Source organism: Streptomyces sp. NPDC020801 (genome assembly GCF_044334385.1).
In the GTDB taxonomy this organism is placed as follows: Bacteria; Actinomycetota; Actinomycetes; order Streptomycetales; family Streptomycetaceae; genus Streptomyces.
The window spans coordinates 35016-60581 of record NZ_JBIRST010000017.1; the positions used below are offsets into that span (position 1 = coordinate 35016).

Sequence of the window (25566 nt, forward strand, 5' to 3'; positions counted from 1 at the left end):
GCATGTAGTGCGAGATTTGCATGCTGTAACAGAGTTTCTGCTTTCTCGTGTTGTTGAGCTGCTGGACGTGTCCAGGAACGAGGTGAATCGCTGGGTACCGGTCCACCGGTACGGACTGGACTCGATGAAGTCGGTGGCTCTTGCCGCATCGTTGTCCGAATTCCTCGGCTGGCAGGTTCCGGCCACCTGGATGTGGCAGTACCCGACCGTCGACGAGCTTGCCCGTGCGCTTGCCGACGGTCCACGTGCGGCCGAGCCCGCCCCGAGCGTCGACCGCAGTGTGGGATCGCACGAACCCATCGCGATCGTGGGCATCGGCTGCCGGTTCCCGGGCGGACCGGACCCGTCCTCGTTCTGGCGGTTGCTGGTCGAGGGCGGCGACGCCGTCGGCCCGGTGCCGGCCGCGCGGTGCGAGCTCCTGAACGACAGGGTGCGCTGGGGCGGGTTCATCGACGGAATCGACCAGTTCGATCCGCTGTTCTTCGGCATCTCACCCCGCGAAGCCGTCCAGATGGACCCGCAGCAGCGCCTGATCCTGGAGCTGTCCTGGGAGGCGCTGGAGGACGCGGGGGTCGCGCCCCACAGCCTCGTTGGCAGCGACACCGGCGTGTTCATGGCCTCCTGTTGGGGCGACTACGCCGCGTTGGCGCACTACCGCGGTCCCGACTCCCAGATCACCCCGCACACCGCGACCGGTATGCACGACGGCATCATCGCCAACCGCGTCTCGTACATCCTCGGCCTGCAGGGCCCGAGTATGGCCATCGACGCCGCCTGCGCCGGGTCGCTGGTCTCGGTGCACGTGGGATGTCAGTCGATCTGGCTGGGCGAGAGCGATCTGGTGCTCGCCGGAGGCGTGAACCTGAGCTTCGTCTCCGACTACTACACCGCCATGGACGCGATGGGTGCGCTCGCCCCGGACGGCCGCTGCAAGTCGTTCGACACCCGCGCCAACGGCTACGTCCGCGGTGAGGGCGCCGGCGTCGTCGTGCTCGCCCCGCTGAGCGTGGCGCTGGAGCGCGACCTGCCGGTGTACTGCCTGATCAAGGGCAGCTCCTCCAACAACGACGGTCTGAGCAACGGCATGACCGCGCCGAACCCCCAGGCGCAGGAGAAGATGCTCCGCACCGCGTACCAACGGGCGGGCATCGCACCGCACCTCGTGGACTACATCGAGTGCCACGGCTCCGCGACGCCCCTCGGCGACCCGATCGAGGCCAACGCCATCGGCGCGGTCCTGGGCCGTGACCGCGCGGAGCCGCTGCGGCTCGGTTCTGTCAAGTCCAACGTCGGGCATCTGGAGGCGGCGGCCGGCATCGTCGGCCTGGTCAAACTCGCGATGTCGATGCGTAACTGCTTGCTGCCGCCGAGCCTGCACTACACCGCCCCGAACCGGCAGATCATGTTCGACGAGTACAACCTCACCGTGCAGGACCGGTTGACACCGTGGCCACGACGGTCCGACGCGCGCCGGGGCGGCGTCAGCTCGTTCGGATTCGGCGGCGCGATCTGTCACGTCGCCGTAGAGGAACTGCCGCGCCCCGAGAGCTCACTCCTGCTGCTGGCCGCGGACTCCCGGGAGGCGCTGGCTGAGCGAGTCGTGGCGCTGCGTGACGAGAACGACCTGCGCGCGACCTGCCGCCGGGCACCTGGCGACGGCGCCTTCCGGCTCGCGGCCACCGCCCGCGACATGACCGAACTCAGGACGCGGCTGGACGCCTTCGCCAGCGGCGCGACGGCCGCCGGGCTGAGCGTCGGAGAGAAGACCGGACACAAGCCGCGGGTGGCGTTCCTGTTCTCCGGCAACGGTTCGCAGTGGGTGGGCATGGGCAGGCAACTGCTCGCCGGCATGCCCGTGTTCCGCCGGTCCATGATGCGCTCCGACAAGCGGATGCGGGAGCTGCTGGGCTTCTCGCTCGTCGACCGGATGCTGGCCCCTGACGGCCGCATCGACGACATGGACGTCTTCCAGCCGTTGCTGTTCTCCCTGCAAGTCGCGCTGGCCGACGCCTGGCGCTCGCTGGGGGTGGAGCCGGACGTCGTCGTGGGACAGAGCGTCGGTGAGTTCGCCGCCTCCCACATCGCCTGCGCACTCGACTTCGACGACGCCTCCCGCCTGGCCGCCCACCACGGCCGGCTCCTCCAGCAGCTGGCCGTCGGACGCGGCGACGGCATCGTGGTCATGACCGCCGCGGATGAGGTCAAGCAGCACCTGACGGGCCGGCTCACCGTCTCCGGCTACAACGGCCTGAACTCCACACTGGTCACCGGCCCACCGCAGGAGATCGACGACCTCGTCCAGCGGCTGACCGAGAAGGGCGTCGCGAACCACCGGGTGCGGATGGGCCACGCCCCGCACTCGCCACTGGTCGACCACGTCCTCGCCCCCCTGAGGGCCGAACTCGACGGCATCGAGCCCCGGACCACACGCATCCCGATGATCTCGACCGTCACCGGCGAACTGGTCGACGGCGCGGAGCTCGGGCCGGACTACTGGGCGAACAACCTGCGTCAGGAGATCCGGGTGGTCGACGCCCTGACGAGACTGCGCGACCACGACATCGACGCGGTGATCGAACTCAGCCCGCATCCCGTCCTGCTCAGGTCGGTGTCGGAGATCCTGACGGCGACGACCCTGCCCTCGCTCCGACGCGGCGCCGACGAAGCCTCGACCCTGCTCGGCTCGCTCGGCGCCCTGTACACCGCCGGACTTCCCGTCGCGGCCCATCCGTTCCTCGCGGGTGACCGGGGACGGCACGCCATGCCGAGCCAGGGTGACGTCGCGGCCGACGAGCAGGTGCATCTCGTTCCCGTCTCGGCGCATACGCCGGCCGCGCTTGCCGACACCTGCCGCGAGTTGTCCAACCATGTCGAACGTGACCCGGGCCTGCGGGTCTCCGACCTCGCCTACACGCTCGCGACCAGGCGTACCCACCACGGCCGACGGATGGCGCTGTTCGCCCGCAACCGTCAGGACGTCCTGGACGGACTGGCCTTGGCCGCCGCCGGTCAGTCGCACCCCGATGTCGTCACGGGCACGGTCTCCGGCAACGTCGACCGGCGGGTGGCGCTGGTGTTCTCCGGCGGTGGGACGCAATGGGTCGGCATGGGCCGGGAGCTCATGCGCTCGCACACCGGGTTCCGCGCCTCGATGGAGGTTTGTGACACCGCCGTGCGCATGGCCGGCGGCTGCTCGGTGCTCGACCAGCTCGCCGCCCCGGCCGACGAGGCCAGGTTCGAGGAGATGGACTTCCAGCAGCCTGTTCTGTTCGCCTTGCAGGTCTCGCTGGCGAAGGTCTGGCTCGAACTCGGCATCCAGCCGGCCGCCGTCGTCGGGCACAGCCTGGGCGAGGTCGCGGCCGCGTGTGTCGCCGGCGCACTGTCGTTGGACGACGCCGCCCGCGTCGTGGTCGCCCGGTCGCACCTCCTCGAACGGAAAGCGGCCTCCGGCGCCATGATCTCGGTCGATCTGCCGGAGGAGGAGCTGCTGCCGAGGCTCGCCCCGTACGCCGAGCATGCTGCCATCGCCGTGGTCAACAGCCCCACCGGCGCGGCGGTCTCCGGCTCGCCCGAGGCCGTACGCGCCCTGGAGGCCGACCTTCAGCGGGACGGGATCTCGACCAGGAACATCAGGGTCGAACGGCCGGTGCACAGCCCCGGCATGGATCCGCTGATCGAGCCGCTGCGTGAACGCATCGACGGCATCACCCCGCTGGCCAACACCATCGAATTCCGTTCCACGGCACTGGCCGGCACGGTGAACCCGGTCGCCGACGTCGACTACTGGGTGCACAACCTGCGCAACCAGGTCCGGTTCGCCGAGACGGTCGGTGCGCTGGTCGACGACGGCGTCAGCATCTTCGTAGAGATCGGCCCGCACGAGACGTTGCGCGGCGCGGTCGAGGAGATCGCGCTGACCCGTGGTGCCCAGGTGCACGCGATCAACTCCCTGCGGCGCGACGAAAGCGATGTCCGCTGCCTGCTGGGAGCCGCCGCGTCGCTGTACGTCAGGGGCCTCCCGCTGACCTTCGACTCGTTGTTCGCCGACGACGTCGAGGTCGTGGAAACCCCGCTCGTGCAGTGGCAGAAGGACCGCTACTGGCTGGACACCACACCGCGCCGCGAAGTCGCGCCGGCCCCGGCCGGAGAGATCGCGGCCGACGCCGACGTCAAACCGGTGGAGAATCAGCCGGTGGAGGACCGGCCGGCCGCGGACAGGCCGGTGGCGGAGGTCGTCCTCGCCGAGCTCGCCGACGCGCTGGGCGTACCGGTGAGCAGGTTCGACGGGAACGCCGGCCTGCGCGACTTCGGCCTGGACTCGATGCTGGCGATCCGCCTCGTCAACAGGTTGCAGGCGCTGTTCGGGCAGCGCGTGTCGCCGGTGGTGTTCCTGGACGGCCGCCCGATATCCGAGGTCGTCGCCCACTGCGTCGGAATCGTCAGTGGGGCGACGACGACCGTGGCGGCGCAGCCGGCCCCGACGCCGGTTCCGGAGGCGGTGGCTGAGCCGGCGCCTGGGGCCAAGTCGTCACAGGCGTTCCTCGACGACCTGTCCGAGCTGGACGCCGAAGAGCTGGTGGAGGAACTGGCCGCGCGCGGGTTGCTCGACCCCACCGACGCACCGGCGCCGGAGCAGCTGCGCGCCGACGGTCTCGGTCTCGAACTGGCGCCGGCGTCGCACGGCCAGACCTCGCTGTGGTTCATGCAACAGGTCGATCCGGACTCGGTGCCCTACAACTTCATGGTGGCCGCCCGGATCCGGACCTCGGTCGACGAACAGTCGCTCGACAACGCCGTGCGGGCCGTGACAGAGCGGCATCCCGCGCTGCGCACGATCTTCGTCGAGGCCGGCGGCCAGCCGTACCAGGTCATCCTGGATCGACCGGTGTACGAGTTCATCGTGGTGGACAGCTCGGACCTTGACGACGAACAGGCGCGCGAGGAACTGGCCGAGTACGGGCACCTGCCCCTCGACATGGACAACGGGCCGTTGGTGCGGGTCGTACTGATGACCCGTGGGCCGGCGGACCACTACCTGCTTGTGCTCGTGCACCACATCGCGTCGGACGCGGCGTCGGCCGATGTGATGATCCGTGAACTCCAGGAGTTCTACGAGGGTGCCGATCCCGCCGCGAGCAATCCGGTTCCCCCGTATACGGACTTCGTCGAGTGGGAGCGGAAGTGGCTGGCCGGCCCGGCGGCCGACGCGGCACTGGACTGGTGGTCGCAGCAGCTGGCCGACCCGCCCGCCCACGTCGATCTGTCCGCCGCGGAGCGCCCTGCCGGTGTCACCTACGAGGGCCGCGACCTCACGTTCCGCTGGAGCGCCGAGGAAACCCGCCGGCTCAGCCAGTTCGCGGTACGCGAGGGTGTGTCGATCAGCACCGTCGTGCTGGCCGGCTTCTTCGCCACGCTCAACCGGGCGGTCGGCGTCAAGGACTCCGTACTGGCCACTGCCATCGCCCAACGCGGCGAGCCCGGCTGGGAGTCAGCCATCGGCTACTACCTGAATACGGTGCTGGTGCGGGCGAAACCTGCCGGTGACCGCAGTTTCCGAGACCTGCTGGGTGAGGTCCACGCGTTCTCACTCGGCCTGCTCGAACACATGAACTACCCTCTCGACCAGCTGGCGTCCGTCCTGAAACCGCCCAGGGACGAGGGCCGACCGCCGTGGTTCGACGTCGCGGTGAACTGGCTGTCCTCGGACGCCTTTCCCCGCTCCACCAAGCTCTTCCACGGCAGGGGCGACACCATCGCGCCCGACAGCGCACTGCCGCTCGAACCGATGGCGGTGCGCAGGCACATCGCCAAGTTCGACCTGGAGATCTCGATCGCCGACATCGGCGGCGAGGCGTTCGGCCACGTCCAGTACAAACCCAGCCATCTGGAGAAGGAGACCGTGACGGAACTGCTCGCGCTCTACCGCACGGTGCTCTTCGACTCGATGGCCCAGCCCGACCTGGCACTGGAGGACATCGCGCCGAGCAGCAAACCCGAGGAAACGGGCCAGTGACGGAAACCTCGCACCTCCAGTTCCTCGATCGAGCGGCCAAGAACCCCCACGCAACCTCCGAGGTGGTCCAGTCGGCTCGCCGCCGCGCCACGCCGCATGGCTGTGCCACCTTCACCGGCGACTGTGCCACCACCGAACCCCTCAAGGCAGGAGCCTTCCATGTCCGACAGCCCTGAGCAGGATTACGACCCGGGTGACGTGGCCGTCATCGGAATGTCCCTGCGGGCGCCCGGGGCCCGCACCAAGGAACAGTTCTGGGACAACCTCATACACGGCAGGGAGTCCCTGTCGATCCTCGACAAGGACGACATCCACGTCGACGAGACCTTGATCCACAGCCCGTTCTACGTCCCGGCCTGCGGCGTGCTCGACACCCACGACAAGTTCGATCCGTCGGTGTTCGGCATCAGCGACCGGATGGCCGCCGCGATGACCCCGGAGAACCGGCTGTTCCTGGAGAGCGCGTGGGAGTCGCTCGAGGACGGCGGGTACGACCCGGACCGCGTCGAGGGCGAGGTGGGCATCTACGGTGCCAACAACGCGCAGACCGCCGCGCTCTACAGTTCCCCGCCGGACCGGGTGTCCGTCGGCCCTGAGGCCATGGAGGCCGGCGCGGCGTGGTCGCCGGACACCATGACGTCCAACGCGCTGTACTACATGGGGCTGAAGGGTGAGGCCATAACCCTCGCGGCCGTCTGCGCGGGCTTCCACTATTCGGTGCACATGGCCTGCCAGTCGCTGCTGCTCGGCCAGATCGACATGGCGATCGCCGGTGGCGCGATGGTCCGCCTGCCGCACCCCCGCGGTCATCTGTGGGAGGAGAACCGCATCCTGTCCAGGGACGGGCACTGCCGTCCGTTCGACGCCGACGGCACCGGCACCGTGCTGTCCAGCGGTGTTGTCACCGTGCTGCTCAAGCCGCTGACAGTGGCCGTCAAGGACCGCGACCACATCTACGCCGTGGTCAAGGGCTCGGCCGTCAACAACAACGGCGTCAGCGCGGTGGCCTACGGTATGGCACAGCCCGAGCGGCTGAGCGCGTGCATCGCCAACGCCATGCAGGTCGGTGGCGTCACCCCGGACACAGTGTCCATGTACGAAGCCAATGCCCTCGGTCTGCCGATGACCGACGAACTCGAGGTGCACGCGGCGAGCATGGCGTTCGGCAAGACGACGGGCACCACCTCGATCGGCGGGGTCAAGGGCAACGTGGGCCACGGCGGTGTGGTGTCGGGCGGCTTCGGCGCGATAAAGGCCGCGATGGCCCTGTACCACAAGAAGCTGCCGGCGACCATCAACCTGGCCGGGGTCAACGAGGACATCGGCTTCCCCAGCACCCCGTTCGTGCCACAGTCCGAGGCGGCGGACTGGGAGACGGAGTCCGGCATCCGCCGTGCGGGCATCACCTCGATCGGCGGCGGTGGCTACAACGCGCACCTGGTGCTGGAGGAGCCGCCGAACGTCGCCGAGCGCGCACCCGAGGCCGAGGGCAGGCCGCGACTGGCCACGCTGTCCGCCCTGGACGACGAAGTGCTGGCCCGTCAGCGCGCAAGGCTCAAGGACTGGCTGGTCGCCCGCCCCGACCTGCGGCTGGACGACATCTGCTTCAGCCTCAACCTGGGCCGCAAGGTGACGGACCGCCGCTGGGCGGCCGTGGTCCGCAGCCGTGCGGAGCTGATCGCGGCGCTGTCCGAAGACTCCCCGCGCGGCCTGGCCACCGAGACCGCGGCCGCGCCGCAGGCGGACGTGGATTCCTTCCAGCGCAACGACAACGGGATCGTGCCGTCCGGAAACGACGGACAGGCGCTGTCCGAACTGGCTGCCGCCTGGGTGACCGGCCAGCGGGTGGACTTCGCCTCCCTGCATCTGGGGGAGGCCAGCCACCGCGTGCCGCTGCCCACGTACCCGTTCCAGCCGCGCCGGTTCTGGCGTACGGACTGGTGACCATGAGCACCCCGGACACCCCGGACCCGGACGACCCGACCCTGTGCGCGGACCACGACCTCGACGGGTTCCGGCACGCCCTGCCTGGGGGTCGCTGCCCCAGCACGCCGGAAGCGTCGTGCCGACGGACCCCGGGGGTCCGGGTGCTTCCCGCTGCGGGCACGTCACGGCGGTCTGCCGGGACGGCATGAACGCCACTCCGAGTGCGCCGACGTGCTCGTCAGGCATCCGGCCAGTGGTGATGCCGGTGCCGGCCAGCACCGGCATCACGTGCTGTGGCAGTCGCACAAGGACGTGGGCAAGGGCAGGCAACGCCGACGGTCCGAACCCGCTTCCTCTGACCCCCTGAAGGCAAACGCCGCCTGAAGGCAAACGCCGCCGGCGCTTGGTCACCGTGCCGCCGGCGGCGGGCGCCGACGACTGTTCCGGACACGGCGATGCCGGACGCAGGCGTCTCCCTGGAACACGCACAACGGGCAACGGCACAGGGCCGCGCCACACCCGCTTGGCGCGCCCCGGTCAACGACGTCTGGCCCTGTCCGGACCACCTCAAAGCCGGGATTCGCCCGTGGAATTGGTCCATCTGATGGACAACCAGCTGTTCGAGCCGAGCGACAACGCACTGGACCTCGGCACCGGAGCCGTCGTGAGCCGGTTCTGTGCCTTGGACGAGCGCTCTTACCCGTACTGAACAGACACCCGACCAGCGACCGCCGGGAGCGCGAGTGAACATCTTTATCTCAGGACGAGGGGGATTCGCGGTGGAGGTCGCGGATGCCCTGCTGGACGAAGGCCACAAGATAGTCGGCGCAGCCGCCCCCCGCCTGCGCAAGGGGCATTCCGACGAGAGCAACGCGATGTCCTGGGACCGCCTGCGTGCCTGGGCGTGCCCCCGGGGCATCCAGTGGACGGACTCGGCCGAGCTGCGCGCGATGCACATCCCGGACGGGGTGGACATCATCGTCGCCGCACATTCGCACGCCTTCATCGGCCGCCGGACGCGGGCCAGAGCCGCCGTCGCCACCATCGGCTATCACCCCAGCCTGCTGCCGTTGCACCGCGGCCGGGACGCGATCCGATGGACGATCCGCGACGGCGACAAGGTGACGGGCGGCAGCGTCTACCACCTCACCGAACGTACGGACGCCGGCCCGCTCGCCGCCCAGGAGCACCTGCTCGTGCCCCCGGGCTCGACCGCGCAGAGCCTGTGGCGCGAGCATCTTGCTCCGCTCGGTGTGCGGTTGCTGCTACGGGTGGTCGCCGACCTCGCCGAGGGCAGGCAGATCGAGGTCCCGCAGGACGAGAAGCTGGCGACCTGGGAGCCTACGATGGACTCGGCACCGCTGTTCAAACCCGAACTCATCGCGCTGCCCGGAGCAACGCCCGTCGACGGCAGCAAGTGGGCACTTCACGCGCAGTACGGGTCGGACGTCGCTCGTGGCGGGAACGAGACAGGAAGGGCACCAGGATGAACGTCCGGTGTCGGAGACCGAGGTGGCGGACGATCGGCCAGCCCAATGCGCGCACGCGGCGACCGTGCCCGGGACAGTGCCGGGTCACCACCGCGGCCCGGACGCACGCGTCCAACGCTGCCGAGGTCGCCGGTACGCTGTTCGTGCCGATCTCCGCCCCTCACGCCGGCAGGATCCCCGCCGACCTGGGCCTCAAGCCGCACCAGGTGCACGGCCGGCCCACCGGGCCGGCTCCTGCCAGGTGAGAGGAACACATAAGGGAGAGCCCCGCTCAGGCGACGGTTATGGGAGTGTAGATCTGCTGGGCCGTCATACGAAGGGTTGTCACGAAGTCACGCGCACGCTGGGTCGGTACGGTGCTCCGTAACGTCTGCACTCCTATGGACAGGTGGGGGAGGTCGTCGGTGATGGTCACCAGGGCGATTCGGCTTCCGTCCGGTGTATCCATCGACTGGGGCCGGTGATGTGTCAGCATGAATCCAAGGCCTGCCCCCGCTAAAGAGCGCATGGCCTCCAATCCGGTTGTTGAAATTACTTTTGGCATGGAGATGTCTGCTTTCATGAAGGCACTCTCCATGTACCCGTGAATGCCAGTGGAGGACGGTACATCGGCCATCAGGATCGGATACTTCGCCACATCGGCCAAAGAGGCCGCTTTCAAATCGGCCAACGGATGACTCTGCGCGATGAGCGCATACAGCCTGGGCGTGACTAGTTCCGTAAACCTGGTCTCCTCCGATGAGGTGATGCTGTAGGTCACAGCCAATTCGCATGTGCCGTTCAGTAGCAGGTCTATCGGTGAGTGAACGTCATGGACGTTCACCGTCAGTCGGGGGTGGGAATCGGCGACTCGGGAGAGGGTTCTCGGCATCAGGAATGAGGTGATCGCGTAATAGGATGCGATATCGAGGCAGCCTTCGGACTCGCCTTGGAGCCTGCTGCTGTAGTGATGCAGGGCGTGTGCCTGCCTTAGGATCTCCCGCGCATCTTTGATGAGCGACTTCCCGGCCGGAGTCAGGCTGACCCCCTTGGCGTGGTGGCGCACGAACAGCTGAATCGCAAGCTGTCTCTCCAGTCGCTGGATCGCGGCGGACACCGCGGACTGGGACGCATGGAGGCGCTCGGCGGCTTCGGATATGTTTCCAGTCTCGGCGATGGTGACGAAGTAGAGAAGCTGCGTGAGGCTGAATTCTGGCTGACGCCCCATCCGAGTGGTCCTTTCGTTCCCCAGCAGAGCTTGCCGCCGCTGTCCATGAGGGAAAAGACAGCAGTCAGCCGGCATGGTGGTCTTGTGACCCGCTTGCGGTCAAGTGCCCCTTTTTTGGGGCATGGGAAGGTAAACAGATGCGATCTTCTGGCTATCGAGCCCCTAACGAGGGAGCTGATCGTTCTTGATTGCCGACCCCGTTTAGCGGGGATTGGGCGGATTGAGATTCCCTCGTTGTGCGCGCGCTGCCGACCAGCCGGGCTTGGCGGGCCGGCCGGATCTCGACGTTTTTTCGGCTGCCGCCCGGTCGGTCAGGAGCTGCCGTCCGCACACCTTGGGACGCCGGCCGCGTGTCCGCCGAACCGCGGTTGACCACACCGGACCGTCGCGTCCGAGACCTTAGGGCCGGCAACAGAAAGAAAGTACGGCATGACTGAGCGTCAGATCTTGTTCACCTTGCATTGACTTGGTCGATGTGGGGGGTGTGGGGGTGTGTGACGGCTGCTGGGGTGGGTGCACGCAGGCCCTGGGAGGTCGAGGACGGGTTGTGGGAGCGGATCGAGCCACTGTTGCCGGTCGTGGAGCGGCGCCCCCGCCATCCGGGCCGCAGACGGCTTGACTAGCACAAAGCGCTGTGCGGGATCTTGTTCGTGCTGAACACCGGATCCGGTGGGAGTTCCTGCCGCAGGAGCTCGGCTCCGGTTCCTGGATGAGTTGTTGGCGGCGGCTGCGGGACTGGAACGACGCCGGGGTCTGGCAACGGCTGCACGAACTTCAGCTCGCGCGCCTGCGCGCAGGCGAGGTGCTCGACCTCTCCCGGGCCTCCGCCGACGGCTCCCACCTGCGGGCCCTGAAGGGCGGGAGCGCCACTGGGCGTTCGCCGGTGGACCGCGGCAGGACGGACAGCAAGCACCACGTCATCGTCGACGCCCACGGCATTCCCCCTGGCCGCCACGGTCACGGGCGGAAACCGCAACGACGTCACCCAGCTGCTTCCGCTGATCGAGGCAGTGCCGCCGATCCGGGGAAAGCGCGGACGCCCGCGCGGGCGCCCCGACGTGCTCTACGCCGACCGCGGCTACGACCATGACAACTACCGCCGCCAAGTCCGCGAGCTGGGCATCCGTCCCGTCATCGCCCGCCCCGGCACCGACCACGGCAGCGGTCTGGGCAGGAACGCTGGGTCGTGGAAGCCGCCTTCGCCCTCCTGCACTGGTTCCGGCGCCTGCGCATCCGCTGGGAGGTCCACGCCGACATCCACCAGGACCTTCGTCACCCTCGGCTGCGCGATGATCTGCTGGCGACGCCTCAAAACCTCGTTTTGATTTGGGTCCTTGAGGCCGTCGGATGTGGCAACTCCCCAGGCATCGGCCCACGTCGACTCGTGGAAGCCGCCGTACGACCCGGTCCCACTGGTGTCGTTCGAAGCCGCGTGGCTCGTACCGGCTCCCGTGATGGCCAGGAGCAGGACGGCAGTCACGGTGAGCAGCTGGCGCACTGTGGCGCGTAACATCGGCGACCCTTCTGCGTCGATTGGTGTGGCTCAGTCGTGCGGGTCGGTGATGGTGATGTTGAAGTCGGCGCCCACGGTCAGCGGCGCGCTCAGGTCCCAGTTGCCCTGGTCCGCCAGTTGCTGAAGTGCCTGTGACCGGTCGACCGCCTCCGGCCAGTCGTTCTGACGCCCCGGTGTGCAGGGGTTGGCCATGTGCTGCCGGCGGATGGTGTTGAACTGGGCCAGCCACTGGGCCTCGTCGACACCGGAAGCGGGGTTGCCGCCGAGGGCGGAGTCGGTCTCGTGGGCGATCTTCACCACACCGTCGCAGTCGTCGGCCCCGGGTCCCATCATCAGCGCGGTGTCGAAGAGGTTCTCCAGGCCCAGGTTGGTCTTGAGCCCCTCCTGCGCCGCCAGGGTCTCGGCGGGCGTCAGATACGTGTCGTGACCGACCTGGAGTTGCAGTTTCCTGAAGAGCGGGTCCTGGGCGGCCTGTTGCCAGTCGTCCGTGAAGGAGGCACCGAGCGCGCCGGTGTCGTCGCTGCCCGAGTCGGCCAACCTCTGCAGCGTGTCGGTGTATTTGGCGAGTACGTTGTCGGGCTCGGCGGCGTTGTACTGCTTGACCAGGCTCAACATGTCGCCGGTCTGGGTACAGAAACCTATCCAGCCCGCGGTGTAACCACAGCCGTCGTCCAGGTTCTTGATGTAGTCGTACTGCGGGGTGGAGGCGTTGTTCTCGAACACTGCGGTGATGTCGTCCATCATGGTGACCGTCTGCTGGTCCACCTGGGGCTTGACCGGAGTCTCGGCCATGGCCGGGGCGGAGATGACCGCTGCGAGCGTCGCGCTGAGAGCCGCGGGCAGCAGACAACGGGCCGTAAAGCGCTTCATGGAAGCCTCCGTCGTAGGGGGGTGGTGGACACCCCTTCTGACAGATAGGAAAGTTTCCTAACTACTGCTGCCCCGGCACTCTAGGGGCCCTCACCGCCCGGGTCAACCCCGGGACGCTGCAACTGCGTTCTGCGTAATTCGCCTCTCCTGCAGGCACGAAACGTCGGCCGACCTGCGACCCTCCACCGTCTGCCGGAGTCATCCGCTTCTCCAGTGCTGCGACCGGAAAGGTTCACCGGCTCGCGACGCCCGGCACGGGCTGGGAGGCTCTTCGTAATGTGGATGCCGACAGCTGATGCCGCAGGTGAGGCCGGGACGGGTACGACCGGAGAGTGCACGTGATCGACATCAGCGAAATCGGCGTCTTCCTCGGCCTGGACGTCGGCAAAGGTGAACACCACGCCACCGCCCTGACCCCGGTCGGGAAGAAGGCGTTCGGCAAGCGGCTGCCCAACAGCGAACCGAAACTGCGCGAGGTCTTCGCCAAGCTGCAGGCCAGGCACGGCACCGTAGCGTCGACCAGCCCGCCTCGATCGGAGCTCTGCCGCTCGCGTGGCCCACGACGCGGGCTGCAAGGTCGCCTATCTGCCCGGCCTGACGATGCGGCGGATCGCTGCCCCCTGCCCCGGCGAGGCGAAGACCGACGCCCGCGACGCGTTCATCATCGCGGACTCCGCCCGCGCGATGCCGCGCACCCTGCGCGCCATCGACGTCGAAGACGAGACCATCGCCGGGCTGGAGTTGATCGTCGGCTTCGACGACGGCCTGGCCGGCGCAGCCACCCATCGCCCAGGGCAAGCACCACACCCAGGCCCTGCTCTGCCTCGCCCGCCGTCGGGTCGACGTGCTCTTTGCGATGCTCCGCAACGGCACCTTCTACGAACCGCAGCCGGCGTCCGTAGTCGGCTGACCAGCGGTTCGGCCAAGAGAACGACCCGATCGGCTTCCACATCGAACCCGAGCACCGGATGAAACCCGCAGGTCCGGGCACTCGGCATCAGCCGGGCGGGTACCAATGCCGGACTCTGCTGGTGATGTTGGCGGGGTTATGCGGTGCCTGCGCAGAGCGCGTGGAAGCGGGTGGTGCGGCGGCGGGTTCTGCTGGACGTGGGTGCGGGCCAGGCCCGGTAGCGGGAGTGGCGCAGACCGTGGGCTCGGACGTTCACCGAGAGGGTGGCCTCGAAGCCGGCGCGGATCGCGTAGCGGCGGCACTGACACCAGCGCCAAGGCCCCGAGGTCATCCCGCACACTCTCGGCGAAGCATCCCACGGGCCTCCCGTCAGCGCCCCACACAAGATCACCAGCAGAGTCACGGCATTGGTACCAGCCGCCCCGCAGCGATCGGCAGTTCGCGCCGACCATGCCGAGTGGTCTGTCGTCCCGCGAGCCATTCCACATGAGGTTTCTTCAGGCTCTGCTTGTCCGACGGCCTGCCATAGCGGTGATCACCGCTCCGAGCACACAGCCGATGCCGGCTGCGAGGTAGGCGAGGTGGTAGCCGGTGAGCCGGTCATCGCTGGTCGCCGCAATCAGGACCATGACCGCCACTCCGATGCTGGCGCCGATCTGCTGTGCCACGACGTTCACCGCCCCGGCGACCGCGTGTCGTTCCGGCTCAATGCCGGTGAGCGCGGCGGACGTCATCGCGGGGAAGTTCAGTCCTTGGCCGATACCGCTGAGCACCATGCCGGGCAGCACATGCAGCAGATAGCTACCCTCGTGCGGGGTACTCATCCACAGCGCCGTTCCTGCGCCGATCAGGACGAGCCCGACGGTCATCAGCGTGCGCGGCGTGTATTTGGTGAGCAGGTGTCCGGCGACGAAGTTTGCGGTGAGGAACACGCTCGCCGACATCGGTACCAGCGCGAGACCGGACTCGAGCGGAGAGTAGTTCAGCATCCCCTGCAGATACAGCGGCGCGAAGAACAGCATCCCGACCGAGGCCATGTACTGGAGGAACGCCGCCAGGCTCGCGGCTCGTACCGATGATGCCCGGAAGAGGTCGAGAGGAAGTACCGGGTCCGCAGTGCGGTGCTCGCGCACGACGAAGAGCAGCAAGAACACCACTGCGAGGCACAGTGAACCCCATGCCAGCGTGCCGCCGGTGCTCGCGCCGACGACCAGCAGGGTGAGGCCGATCGTGCCCGAGATCGCACCGGGCAGGTCCAGCCGTCCGCCCCGCCCGACACCGGCGGGCAGCCCGGCCCGCGTCGCGGCCAGCACGGTCGCTCCCACTACCACCGAGAAGCACAGCACCGACCGCCAGCCGAGGAACTGGGTCAGTACACCGCCCAGCAGCACCCCGCCGCTGAAGCTCGCCGCGCCGACGGCCGCGTACACGCCGAGTGCCCGGTTGCGTGCCGGGCCAGCCGGAAACACCTCGGTCAGCAGGGCCAGCGCGGCCGGACCCGACAAGGCCGCGCCGATACCCTGGACCGCCCGCGCACCGAGCAGCCACCCGATGTCCGGCGCCACAGCCCCGACCAGCGCGGCCACCGTGAACAGGGCAATACCGAATTCGAACACCCGCCGACGGCCGAAACCATCGGCCAGCCGGCCGCCCACCAGCAGGAAGCCGGCGAACGTTACGGCGTAGGCAATCATGACCCACTGGAGCGTGGTGTCGTCCAGGTCGAAACGTGCTCCGACCGCCGGCAGGGCGGCATTGAGCACGCCGAGCCCACTCACATCCAGCGCGAGCGCGCCGGCCAGCACTCCAAGTGTCAGCCCCGGCCTGTGTCGTGGCGTCACCTCGGTACTGGTCATGCGGCACTCCCAAGGCAATCGCGACCGACCGACTGACGGTTGCCGGGGTGTACCCGGATGCCGCTGCCGGAGCCGGACAGCGGGTCGGCCGACCCACCGTCACATTTCCGGCCAACGGCTGTCCGAAGGAGGTGCCCACTGAGCCGTATTTGGGCGAACACTTCACCCACTACAGGCGTGCCGGGTAGCGCGGTCACAAGATGGCGTGGGGAATATTCGGATAAGGCGGCGTCAGTAACCGTCACAAGCCGCTGCTGTGTTGTGGTGAGTTCCGGCCGCCCAGTGCCCACCGCCAGGACGAAGGGGCCAGACGGTGCTGGCTCATGATGCATGATTTTCATACCGAGTAACTTTTGCAGGGTCACTCGCCCGCTGTCCAGTGGCTCGTGATCCGGTTTCTGTCAGTTCGCATTGTTGTTGATGCGTTTCATCAAGCTGGTCGCGACGAGTCGGACCTTCGCGAGGATCTCGCCGGCGGTCGCGGTCCAGGTGAAGGGTCTTGCGTTCGTGTTCCAGGAGTCGATTTGGTCGCGGATCCGCTTGATCAGACGTGAACACTCGAAAATGCGATGCAACGGATCGACTGCCGTGATGATGCCGAACCAGCTCTCGAATTGGTTCAGCCAGGTACGAGCCAACAGGGGTGAAGTGGAACTACACATGAGGGTTCTTCACCAGCCACGCCCTGAACTCCGGGGTGGTGTGCATGGAGATGTTGTCCAGCACGACATGGATCGCCTCACCGGCGTGCGGCTTCACCGTCTTCACCGTCTTCTTCAAGAAAGCGAGGAAGTTCGCGCCATTCCGGCTCGGCCTGCGCTCACCGAGCACTTCACCAGTGGCGATGTTCAGCGCGGCGAACAGGTTCGTGATGCCGTGCCGCACATGCTCGTGGGTGCGCTTCTCGGTGGCGGCGAACGTCACCGGCAGCGCCGGCTGGGTCCGGTCCAGCGCCTTCACCTGCGTCTTCTCATCGACCGACAGGACCACCGTGCCCCCAGGCCATCCCAGATACAGCCCGCCGATGTGAGCAGCCTTCTCCGCTGTCACCCGGCCGCGGGTCCACTGCGGCACCTGGTCCCTTCCGTCGCCGCGCTTCCCAAAAGAGCAAAGACCCTGTCCTACGTGATGAGGCGGACGGGTCGCTTGTAGCAGCAGACAGGTGCGGCGAGACCCACATTCGACCGTCGGCCGACCCATTCACGCCAGACCCGGCCTACTTCCACGCCCTTCCCGAGACTCGGGACGCTGGAACCGAGCCCCGCATCGTATGAGTCAGTGGTCCTGATCCTGTGGGGGCACAGCATGGCATCGCCGTGTATCCCCCTGTCTGACACACTCGACAAGGAGAGCCGATCCCATGCAGGCTGTCGACCCCGACCTGTGGATCCGCCGCTTCCACCCGGCGGGCCCCGCATCCGCCCGGCTCGTCTGCCTGCCGCACGCCGGCGGTGCGGCAAGCTATTACGTGCCCATGTCGAAGTCGCTCTCCCCGGGCGTCGAAGTGCTCGCGATCCAGTATCCGGGCCGACAGGAGCGGCTGTCGGAACGGCGCCGGGAGACGGTCGCCGAACTGGCCGACGAGATCACTGAGGTGATCCGGCCGCTGACAGACCAACCGCTGTATCTGTTCGGCCACAGCCTCGGCGCGACCGTGGCCTTCGAGGTCGCGCGGCGCATGGAAGCGGCCGACGTCAAGCTCGGACATGTGTTCGTGTCGTCGCGGCGGGCCCCCGACCTCAACCGCAACGAGCGTGTCTACCAGCGCGGCGACCGAGAACTCATCAGGCACATCCGGTCGCTGGCCGGCACCGCGCCCGACGTCTTCGGCAACCCCGAGATGACGGCGATGGTGCTCCCCGCGATCCGCAGTGACTACAAGGCCGCGGAGACATACGTGTACGCACCGGGGCCGAAACTGACCTGCCCGGTGACAGCGTTGATCGGCGACGCGGACCCGATGGTGTCGGCCGAGGAGGCCACCGCCTGGAGCAAGCACACCTGCGGCGCCTTCGAGTTGCGGATCTGGCCGGGCGGGCACTTCTATCTGGACGCGCACGCCGCGGACGTCATCTCAAAGATCTCGGCCGAGATACCGGCCTGAGAACGGCAGGGGCAGCGGGCTACACGAAGTTGCCCGGCGCACTCGGAAGCTCGCCGACTGAGCACAGCCGAGCAGATGGCGACGCACTCCACATGATGCATCGTCGGAAACGAGTCCCTTGGGCAGCACGGGCTCCAACCCGGCCCTCCCAGCCGATATCAACTCGCTCCGCAGGGGGCCCGCCGGACAATGCTTTCGGGTGCGCCCGAGGCTTCCGGACCCGCTGTACGCCGGGTACTGTCGCACTCCAAGTTCAGGGGCTGGCCGACGGGCACGCACTGCTGCCTGTCACCGGCGTGTTCGCCGGCCGGCCCGCGGTTCAACTGTGCTCGTTCTGCCTACGGCTTAGGCTGAGCAGGGTGTATACCAGCAGAGCAGAAACCAGGCCGACGGCCCAGCCGTAATCGGCCAGGGGCTTGAGGAGCGGGATGACTCCGTCCGCGGGGAAGGGACCCTGCTTGACGCCCTTGACCACGTTCGAGTAAGAGCCGCCGACGGCCAGGACACCGCCGATCACGAAGGCGGCCACCGCGCGCAGGTTCCAGCCGCCCATGTACCAGTAACGGCCGTCGGGCTGGTACAACTCCTCCAGCGCCAGACGGGTACGGCGCACGATCCAGTAGTCGGCGACGAGGATGCCGGCCACGGTGCCGAGCAGTCCGCCGACGAAGCCGAGCCACGTGAAGATGTACACGTGCGGGTTGGCGATCAGCTTCCACGGCATGATCAGGATGCCAACCACGCCGGTGATCAGCGCGCCGGTGCGGAAGCTGACCAGTCGCGGTAGCAAGTGCGACAGGTCGTACGCCGGAGAGACGACATTGGCGGCGATGTTCACCGACAAGGTCGCCACCATCACGATCAGCAGGGCGAACAAGGCGCCGACGGTGTTGCTCATCTTCGCGCTCAGTACGATCGGATCCCAGATCGGCGCCCCGTAGACGGCCTGGGAGCCGGACGTGACCAGCACCGACAGGATCGCGAACAGCGTCATCGTGGTCGGCAGGCCCAGGGCCTGACCCCACAACTGGGCCCGCTGGCTGCCGCCGAACCGCGTGAAGTCGGGGATGTTCAGCGACAGCGTGGACCAGAAGCCGATCATGCCCATCAGAGAGGGGAAGAACACCTTCCAGAACCCGCTCCCCCAGCCCAGGCTGGAGGGCTGTTCCAGCAGCGGGCCGAAGCCGCCCGCCTTGGCGGCCATGAACGCCAGCAGCGCCAGCGCGCCGACGATCACCAGCGGCGCCGCCCAGTTCTCCACCCTCCGCAGCGTCTCCATGCCGCGGGTGATCACCACGACCTCGAGCAGCCAAAACACGCCGAACGACAGCCACTGGGTCCACGGTGTGCCCGATATCGTGCCGGCGTTCAACCAGCCGTGCCCGAACAGCTTGCCGGCGAGCAGGAAGATGCCCTCGCCGCCGATCCAGGTCTGGATGCCGAACCAGCAGCACGCCACCGCCGCCCGCACCATCGCCGGCAGGTTCGCCCCGCGCACCCCGAACGACGCCCGCGCGAACACGGGGAACGGGATCCCGTACTTGGTGCCGGCGTGACCTGTCAGAAGCATCGGCGCCAGCACGATCACGTTCGCCAGCGCGATCGTCAGGACTGCCTGCTTCCAGTCCATCCCCAGCGCCACCAGCCCCGACGCCAGCGTCCACGACGGAATACAATGTGCCATTCCCACCCAAAGGGCGAGATAGTTGTAAGTACCCCATGTTCGGCGCGCGATCGGGACCGGCACCAGGTCCGCGTTGGCGAAACGCGAATCATCCAGCACCGCCGGATCGGACAACGCCACCCGGCCGTCCGGGTACACCTGCTGCGCGACGGCCGAATCGGCCAGGGTTCTTGCACTGGGGGACATCAGGACCACCTCGTATCGCGAAGGCTCATGTGGAGACGCAGACTCCGGGAGGCTCAACTCATCCCCGGGAGTACGACGAACGATGGACTAGCCGATCAGCTGTGCGAGCAGGCGCACCGCCAGCGGGATCGGTCCGCCCCGGCGGCTTCAACCGCGCACAGCGGACACATGCTCGCGCGGCCGGCGCGATCGGTGACGAAAGCGCTGGTCAGCACGCTGCCGCGCAGTAGGTGTTCTCTCTTGCGCGACACACAGCGCGGAGAAGTCGTACGTGGTCCAGGTGCGCTTGCCGACCGGGACCGGCAGCAGGTCCGCGTTGGCGTAGGGGCCACTGGGCGGCGGAGTGCCGGGGGCGATCTCCACGCGCCCGTCGGGGCGGGTGACCTGCGCGGACGGCGTTATGGCCGTGGGAGCGGTATCGGTCATGGGCAGCCCAATCGGTGAGGTGGGTCGGGGTGCGGCGGTGCGTGCGCCCCGCCCCTCCCCGGGGAGGTGGGGAGGGGGGACAGGGGATTGGGGGGTTGGGGGGTGGGGGGCTTGGGGGTTGGGGGTTGTGGGTTGTGGGTTGTGGGTTGGGGAAGGCGAGTCGGGGATCAGGAGTTGATGGCCGGGATGACCTTCTGGCCGTAGGTGTCGATCACGGCTTCCTGCGCGTCGTGCATGTCGTACACGGCGAACTGGTCGACGCCGAGCTCGCGCAGCGCGTTCAGCTTCTCGATGTGCTTCTCGACCGGCCCGACGACGCAGAACCTGTCCACGATCTCGTCGGGGACGAACTGGGTGTCCGGATTGCCGCTGCGCCCGTGGTGGGCGTAGTCGTAGCCCTGGCGGGCCTTGATGTAGTCGGTGAGTTCGTCGGGTACGGCGGCGGAGTGCTCGCCGTAGCGGGCGACCAGGTCGGCGACGTGGTTGCCGACCATGCCGCCGAACCAGCGGCACTGCTCGCGCGCGTGGGCGAGCGCCTCGGGCGAGTCGTCGGCGGTGACGTAGGCGGGGGCGGCGACGCAGATCCGCACCTCCGACGGGTCCCGTCCGGCCGCGGCCGCCGCGTCCTTCACCGCCCTGACCATGTACTCGGTCAGGTAGAGGTCGGCGAGCTGGAGGATGAACCCGTCGGCCTCCTCGCCGGTCATCTTCAGTGCCTTGGGCCCGTACGCGGCCATCCACACGGGAAGCCGGGCGCCGGGCCTGACCCAGGGGAACCTGACGACCGTGCCGCCGCCGAGGTCGGCCTCCGCTCCGCTGCCCAGTGCCCGGATGACCTTCATGGCGTCGCTGATCCGGGCCAGGGTGTTGGGTTTGCGGCCGGCCACGCGCATCGCCGAGTCGCCGCGGCCGATGCCGCAGACGGTGCGGTTGCCGAACATGTCGTTGAGGGTGGCGAAGGTGGAGGCGGTGACCTCCCAGGTGCGGGTGCCCGGGTTGGTGACCATCGGGCCGACCGTCAGCTTCCGGGTGTTCGCCAGGATCTGGCTGTAGATCACGAACGGCTCCTGCCAGAGCACGGCGGAGTCGAAGGTCCATCCGTAGGTGAAGCCGTTGCGCTCGGCCCGCTTCATTAGGCTGATGACGCGCGAGGCCGGCGGGTCGGTCTGCAGGACGAGTCCGAAGTCCATGGGCGCCACTCCTAGTTGAGGTACTGACAGGTGGAGCGCGGGGTGTAGACGCCGTGCCCGGCGCGTCCGGTGTACTCCCGCTCGGTGATGACGGCCTCGCCGCGCGAGAGCACGGTCTCCACGCGGCCGGTGACGCGCCTGCCCTCGTACGCCGAGTAGTCGACGTTCATGTGGTGGGTCCCGGCCGAAATGACCTGCTCGGCGTGCGGGTCGTAGATGACCACGTCGGCGTCGGCGCCGGGGGCGATGGTGCCCTTCTTCGGGTACAGGCCGAACATCCGGGCGGGGGTGGCGCAGGCGATCTCGATCCAGCGGCGGCGCGAGATGTGTCCGTCGACCACGGCCTGGTGGAGCAGGTCCATGCGGTTCTCGACGCCCGGCAGACCGTTCGGGATCTTGGAGAAGTCGCCGCGGCCGAGCTCCTTCTGGCCGGTGAAGCAGAAGGGGCAGTGGTCGGTGGAGACCACCTGGAGGTCGTTGGTCCTGAGCCCCTTCCACAGGGCCGCCTGGTGCTCCTTGGGGCGCAGGGGCGTGGAGCACACGTACTTGGCGCCCTCGAAGTCCGGCTCGGCGAGGTTGTCGGTGGACAGGAACAGGTACTGCGGGCAGGTCTCGCCGAAGACGTTCAGCCCGTCGTCACGTGCCCTGGCCAGCTCGGCGACCGCCTCCTGCGCGGAGACGTGCACGACGTACAGGGGCGCGCCGGCGACCTGCGCCAGCCGGATGGCGCGGTGGGTGGCCTCGGCCTCCAGGAGGGCCTTGCGCACCTCTCCGTGGTAGCGCGGGTCGGTCTCGCCGCGGGCCAGCGCCTGCTCGACCAGGACGTCGATCGCGATGCCGTTCTCGGCGTGCATCATGATCAGTCCGCCGTTCTCGGCGGAGCGCTGCATGGCCCGCAGGATCTGGCCGTCGTCGGAGTAGAAGACACCCGGATAGGCCATGAACTGCTTGAAGGACGTCACGCCCTCCTCGACCAGCAGGTCCATCTCCTTCAGGGTCTCCTGGTTGACGTCGGAGACGATCATGTGGAAGCCGTAGTCGATCGCGCAGTTGCCCTCGGCCTTGGCGTGCCAGGCGTCCAGGCCCTCGCGCAGGGAGTGGCCGACGCTCTGCACCGCGAAGTCGACGATCGTGGTCGTGCCGCCCCAGGCGGCGGCCCGGGTGCCGGTCTCGAAGGTGTCGGAGGCGAAGGTGCCGCCGAAGGGCAGCTCCATGTGGGTGTGGGCGTCGACGCCGCCCGGGATGACGTACTTGCCGGTGGCGTCGATGACGCGCTCGGCGGCGAGGGCCCCGGCGGCCGGGGTGCCGGAGGCGGCGAGGGCGGCGATGCGGCCGTCCTCGATCAGGACGTCGGCGTGGATCTCGTCGGAGGCGGTGACGACGAGACCACCACGGATGACGGTACGGCTCATGCTCCCTCTCCTGGCGTGGTCGGTACTGGTGTCGTACGGATCGGCGGGACCGTGCCGGCCCGGTCGCCGGGGCGCCGGACCGGCACGGCTGCACGGACGGTCAGGGGGCGGTCAGCGGCCCGTATGCCCCCGGCGCGCGGTCGCGGTAGAACTGCCAGCGGTCGCGGACCTCGCGCAGCTTGGCCAGGTCCAGGTCGCGCACGACGAGTTCGGTCTCCTTGTCGCTCGCCACCTCGCCGACGAACTGCGCCTCCGGGTCGACGAAGTACGACGTCCCGTAGAAGTCGTTGTCGCCCAGTTCCTCGACGCCGACCCGGTTGATCGCGCCGACGAAGTACTCGTTGGCGACGGCCGCCGCCGGCTGCTCCAGCTGCCAGAGGTAGCCGGACAGGCCCCGCGAGGTGGCCGACGGGTTGAAGACGATCTCGGCGCCCGCCAGGCCCAGCGCCCGCCAGCCTTCGGGGAAGTGCCGGTCGTAGCAGATGTAGACGCCGACCCTGCCGACCTTGGTGTCGAAGACGGGCCAGCCGCTGTTGCCCGGGCGGAAGTAGAACTTCTCCCAGAAGCCGCGCACTTGAGGGATGTGGGTCTTGCGGTACTTGCCCAGGTAGGAGCCGTCCGCGTCGATCACGGCGGCGGTGTTGTAGAGGACGCCGGGCTGTTCTTCCTCGTACATCGGCAGGACGAGGACGATGCCGAGCTCCTTGGCGAGCGCCTGGAAGCGCCGGACGATCGGGCCCTCGGGGATCTGCTCGGCGTACTCGTAGAACGCCGGGTCCTGGACCTGGCAGAAGTACGGTCCGTAGAACAGCTCCTGGAAGCACAGGACTTGAGCGCCCTGCGCGGCCGCGTCGCGCGCCGCCTGCTCGTGGACCTGGATCATGGATTCCTTGTCGCCGGTCCAGGCGGTCTGGAAGAGGGCGGCACGGATCACTCTGCTCATCGGGACCTCCGCTCGTTCGGTGTGCGGCGAGCGTAGAAAGCCGGTGGCCCCGCTTTGAGGTGCACCGTGTCACGTCTGCGGGGGTGCGGCGTGGCACCGTGTCACCCCGGCCCTGTCCCATGTTTCACCGCCGTTTTCCCAGGTGGTCGCAAGTTTCACTCCCGTTGCGCTCACTCCTGTTGCGCATCGTGCGCGAGGAGGGCGATGTGCACCGAGGCGGCCTGTTCGAAGTCGTCGAGGTCCACCCCGAGTCGCGTCTGTATCGCCTCCAGGCGGCGGTAGAGCGCGGGCCGGGAGACGTGGTGGAGCTGGGCGGTGCGGGACTTGTTGCGGCCGGTGGCGAGGTAGGTGCGCAGGACGCCCAGCAGGTCCTGGTCCGCGCCGCGCAGCAGCCCGTCCAGCTCCCGTTCGGCGAAGGACTGCACCTGCGGGTCGTCCCGCAGCAGGCGGATCAGCCCGCGCAGGTGCACATCCTTGAGCCGCACGACGGCCGGGAGTTCGAGCGCGGCGGCGGAGTCGGCCACGGCGTCGGCGACATGCCGGGCCTCGCGCAGTCCGCCGGGTACGTCGTCCCAGGCGGTGCGGGCGTCCGCGGCTGCGACGACCGCGCGGGCCGCCGCCCCCGACTCGGCGCGCAGCCGGGCCGCGAAGTGGCCGGTGAGGGCGTCGGCGTCCTGGTCGCGGGCGAGGCTGAGCAGCACGGCTGTGACGCCCTCCGCCAGCTCGGCGACGAGTCCGGTCAGGCCCAGCAGCCGCAGCAGCCGGTCGAGTTCGGCGGGCTCGCCGTCGGGTACCACCAGAGGCACGAAGGTGCGCCGGTTGACGGGCAGTCCGGCCGCCCGCGCCCGGGGCAGCAGTTGCCGGGCCGGTACGACGCCGCTGACGAGGTCGGTCAGCAGGCTCTGCGCGGACTGCTCCTCCCAGGAGCAGCCCGCGTTGCCGCCGAGCATGCGGTGCAGGACCAGGGCCTCGGCGGCACGGTCGGCCAGCAGCCGTCCGGTGGCGGTGTCCCCGCGGTGCCCGCACAGCACGATCCGTCCCCACCGCTCCCCGCGCCCGCCCAGCTCGGCGCGGATCCAGCCGTCGCCCTCGCTGCCGCCGGCCTGCCGGGCGATGCGCTCCCAGTCGCGCAGCACGTCGTCCACCGCGGACCGCTCCCCCGCCGTGGCCAGCACCCGGTGGGCGAGGTTGGTGACGACGACGGGGCAGGCGCTGTGCTGCGCGATCTCGTCGAGCAGCGCCTGCAGCGGGGCGCCCGCGGTGATCAGCGCGGTGAGCGCGGTGCGGACGGCCTCCGACAGGCTGACGGCGGCGAACTTCCGCCGCACCAGACGGGACTGGACCTCCTCGGTCAGCTCCGCGAAGGGGAACGGGCGGTGCAGGACGACCAGGGGCAGCCCGCACCGCTCGGCGGCCCGGCGCATCACGTCCGGCGGGGCGGGGAACGCCCGCCCGAGGCCCAGCACCACGGCCGCGGCCTCCGCCCGGTGCAGGGAGCGGATGTACTCGGCCTGCTTCTCCTCGTCGCCGGCGAGCAGCACCCCGGTGGTGAGGACCATCTCGCCGCCGCTGAGCATCACGCCGACGTCCGCGGCCTCGGCGACGTGCACCCAGCGCACGAGCCGGTCCAGGTGGCCCGCGCCGGCCACCACCTCGGGCTCACCGGCCAGCACCCGTTCCAGGGCGAGGACCTGACGGACCGACAGGGCGGGCTCCGGGGCGTCCCAGGAGGTCGGAGGTCTGTCCGAGGTGGTGCTCATGGCGGCGTTCCCTCTTGTTGCGGCTCGGTTCGCCCTGCTCGTAACGGGTCCCGGGCGCGTGCTCCTCGGTAAGCGT

At 68.7% G+C, this 25566-nt stretch carries 17 protein-coding genes and 2 pseudogenes; 7 read left to right on the plus strand and 12 right to left on the minus strand.

Translation table 11 applies throughout. The features are described 5' to 3' along the window. Window positions 1-67: 67 nt before the first annotated feature. From ACH4UM_RS29505 to ACH4UM_RS29520, 4 genes are all read left to right on the plus strand, one after another. Window positions 68-6013, plus strand: coding sequence for an acyltransferase domain-containing protein (locus tag ACH4UM_RS29505; RefSeq protein WP_398185701.1), 5946 nt, complete (start codon window positions 68-70; stop codon window positions 6011-6013). Window positions 6014-6172: 159 nt separating this feature from the next. After that, window positions 6173-7957 carry a beta-ketoacyl synthase N-terminal-like domain-containing protein gene (locus ACH4UM_RS29510; protein WP_398185704.1) on the plus strand — a complete coding sequence of 595 codons (1785 nt, stop codon included), beginning with the start codon at window positions 6173-6175 and terminating at the stop codon, window positions 7955-7957. A 568-nt stretch (window positions 7958-8525) separates the two neighbouring features. After that, complete coding sequence (locus ACH4UM_RS29515; RefSeq protein WP_398185707.1) at window positions 8526-8648, plus strand: hypothetical protein; 123 nt, start codon at window positions 8526-8528, stop codon at window positions 8646-8648. A 34-nt stretch (window positions 8649-8682) separates the two neighbouring features. Beyond that, window positions 8683-9429 carry a formyltransferase family protein gene (locus ACH4UM_RS29520; RefSeq protein ID WP_398185709.1) on the plus strand — a complete coding sequence of 249 codons (747 nt, stop codon included), beginning with the start codon at window positions 8683-8685 and terminating at the stop codon, window positions 9427-9429. Between the two features lie 271 nt (window positions 9430-9700). Here the strand turns inward: ACH4UM_RS29520 and ACH4UM_RS29525 are convergent, their stop codons facing one another. Beyond that, a complete protein-coding gene (locus ACH4UM_RS29525) occupies window positions 9701-10636 on the minus strand; it encodes a LysR family transcriptional regulator (protein WP_398185712.1) in 936 nt (311 codons plus the stop codon). A gap of 473 nt (window positions 10637-11109) precedes the next feature. Here ACH4UM_RS29525 and ACH4UM_RS29530 point away from each other — a divergent pair. Beyond that, window positions 11110-11961: pseudogene (locus ACH4UM_RS29530) on the plus strand (IS5 family transposase). 218 nt (window positions 11962-12179) lie between these two features. On the opposite strand, the gene ACH4UM_RS29535 reads toward ACH4UM_RS29530, so the two are convergent. Continuing rightward, on the minus strand, window positions 12180-13019 hold the full coding sequence (locus ACH4UM_RS29535; RefSeq protein ID WP_398185715.1) for a chitosanase: 840 nt from the start codon (window positions 13017-13019) through the stop codon (window positions 12180-12182). 338 nt (window positions 13020-13357) lie between these two features. On the opposite strand from ACH4UM_RS29535, the pseudogene ACH4UM_RS29540 reads away from it, so the two are divergent. Beyond that, window positions 13358-13802, plus strand: a pseudogene (locus ACH4UM_RS29540) (IS110 family transposase); the annotation flags it as partial. A gap of 263 nt (window positions 13803-14065) precedes the next feature. On the opposite strand, the gene ACH4UM_RS29545 reads toward ACH4UM_RS29540, so the two are convergent. The 4 genes from ACH4UM_RS29545 to ACH4UM_RS29560 all read right to left on the minus strand — a co-directional run bounded on the left by ACH4UM_RS29545 (window position 14066) and on the right by ACH4UM_RS29560 (window position 16745). Continuing rightward, complete coding sequence (locus tag ACH4UM_RS29545) at window positions 14066-14260, minus strand: hypothetical protein (protein WP_398186077.1); 195 nt, start codon at window positions 14258-14260, stop codon at window positions 14066-14068. Window positions 14261-14426: 166 nt separating this feature from the next. Further along, the gene (locus tag ACH4UM_RS29550; RefSeq protein ID WP_398185718.1) at window positions 14427-15785 is read right to left on the minus strand and encodes an MFS transporter; all 1359 of its coding nucleotides are present in this window, start codon (window positions 15783-15785) and stop codon (window positions 14427-14429) included. Window positions 15786-16186: 401 nt separating this feature from the next. Then, window positions 16187-16423: a hypothetical protein gene (locus tag ACH4UM_RS29555; RefSeq protein WP_398185721.1), complete on the minus strand. Its 237-nt coding sequence runs from the start codon at window positions 16421-16423 to the stop codon at window positions 16187-16189. A gap of 16 nt (window positions 16424-16439) precedes the next feature. Beyond that, a complete protein-coding gene (locus tag ACH4UM_RS29560; RefSeq protein WP_398185724.1) occupies window positions 16440-16745 on the minus strand; it encodes a transposase in 306 nt (101 codons plus the stop codon). 400 nt (window positions 16746-17145) lie between these two features. On the opposite strand from ACH4UM_RS29560, the gene ACH4UM_RS29565 reads away from it, so the two are divergent. Next, complete coding sequence (locus ACH4UM_RS29565; RefSeq protein WP_398185727.1) at window positions 17146-17889, plus strand: thioesterase II family protein; 744 nt, start codon at window positions 17146-17148, stop codon at window positions 17887-17889. A gap of 319 nt (window positions 17890-18208) precedes the next feature. Here the strand turns inward: ACH4UM_RS29565 and ACH4UM_RS29570 are convergent, their stop codons facing one another. The 6 genes from ACH4UM_RS29570 to ACH4UM_RS29595 all read right to left on the minus strand — a co-directional run bounded on the left by ACH4UM_RS29570 (window position 18209) and on the right by ACH4UM_RS29595 (window position 25490). Then, entirely contained in the window at window positions 18209-19759 is a 1551-nt protein-coding gene (locus ACH4UM_RS29570; protein WP_398185729.1) for an NCS1 family nucleobase:cation symporter-1, read from the minus strand. A 147-nt stretch (window positions 19760-19906) separates the two neighbouring features. Next, window positions 19907-20185: a hypothetical protein gene (locus tag ACH4UM_RS29575; RefSeq protein WP_398185732.1), complete on the minus strand. Its 279-nt coding sequence runs from the start codon at window positions 20183-20185 to the stop codon at window positions 19907-19909. A gap of 167 nt (window positions 20186-20352) precedes the next feature. After that, window positions 20353-21375 carry a TIGR03842 family LLM class F420-dependent oxidoreductase gene (locus ACH4UM_RS29580; RefSeq protein ID WP_398185734.1) on the minus strand — a complete coding sequence of 341 codons (1023 nt, stop codon included), beginning with the start codon at window positions 21373-21375 and terminating at the stop codon, window positions 20353-20355. A gap of 11 nt (window positions 21376-21386) precedes the next feature. After that, entirely contained in the window at window positions 21387-22787 is a 1401-nt protein-coding gene (hydA, locus tag ACH4UM_RS29585; RefSeq protein WP_398185737.1) for a dihydropyrimidinase, read from the minus strand. A gap of 100 nt (window positions 22788-22887) precedes the next feature. Continuing rightward, entirely contained in the window at window positions 22888-23730 is an 843-nt protein-coding gene (locus tag ACH4UM_RS29590; protein ID WP_398185739.1) for a nitrilase-related carbon-nitrogen hydrolase, read from the minus strand. 170 nt (window positions 23731-23900) lie between these two features. Continuing rightward, on the minus strand, window positions 23901-25490 hold the full coding sequence (locus ACH4UM_RS29595) for a PucR family transcriptional regulator (RefSeq protein WP_398185742.1): 1590 nt from the start codon (window positions 25488-25490) through the stop codon (window positions 23901-23903). Window positions 25491-25566 lie beyond the last annotated feature (76 nt).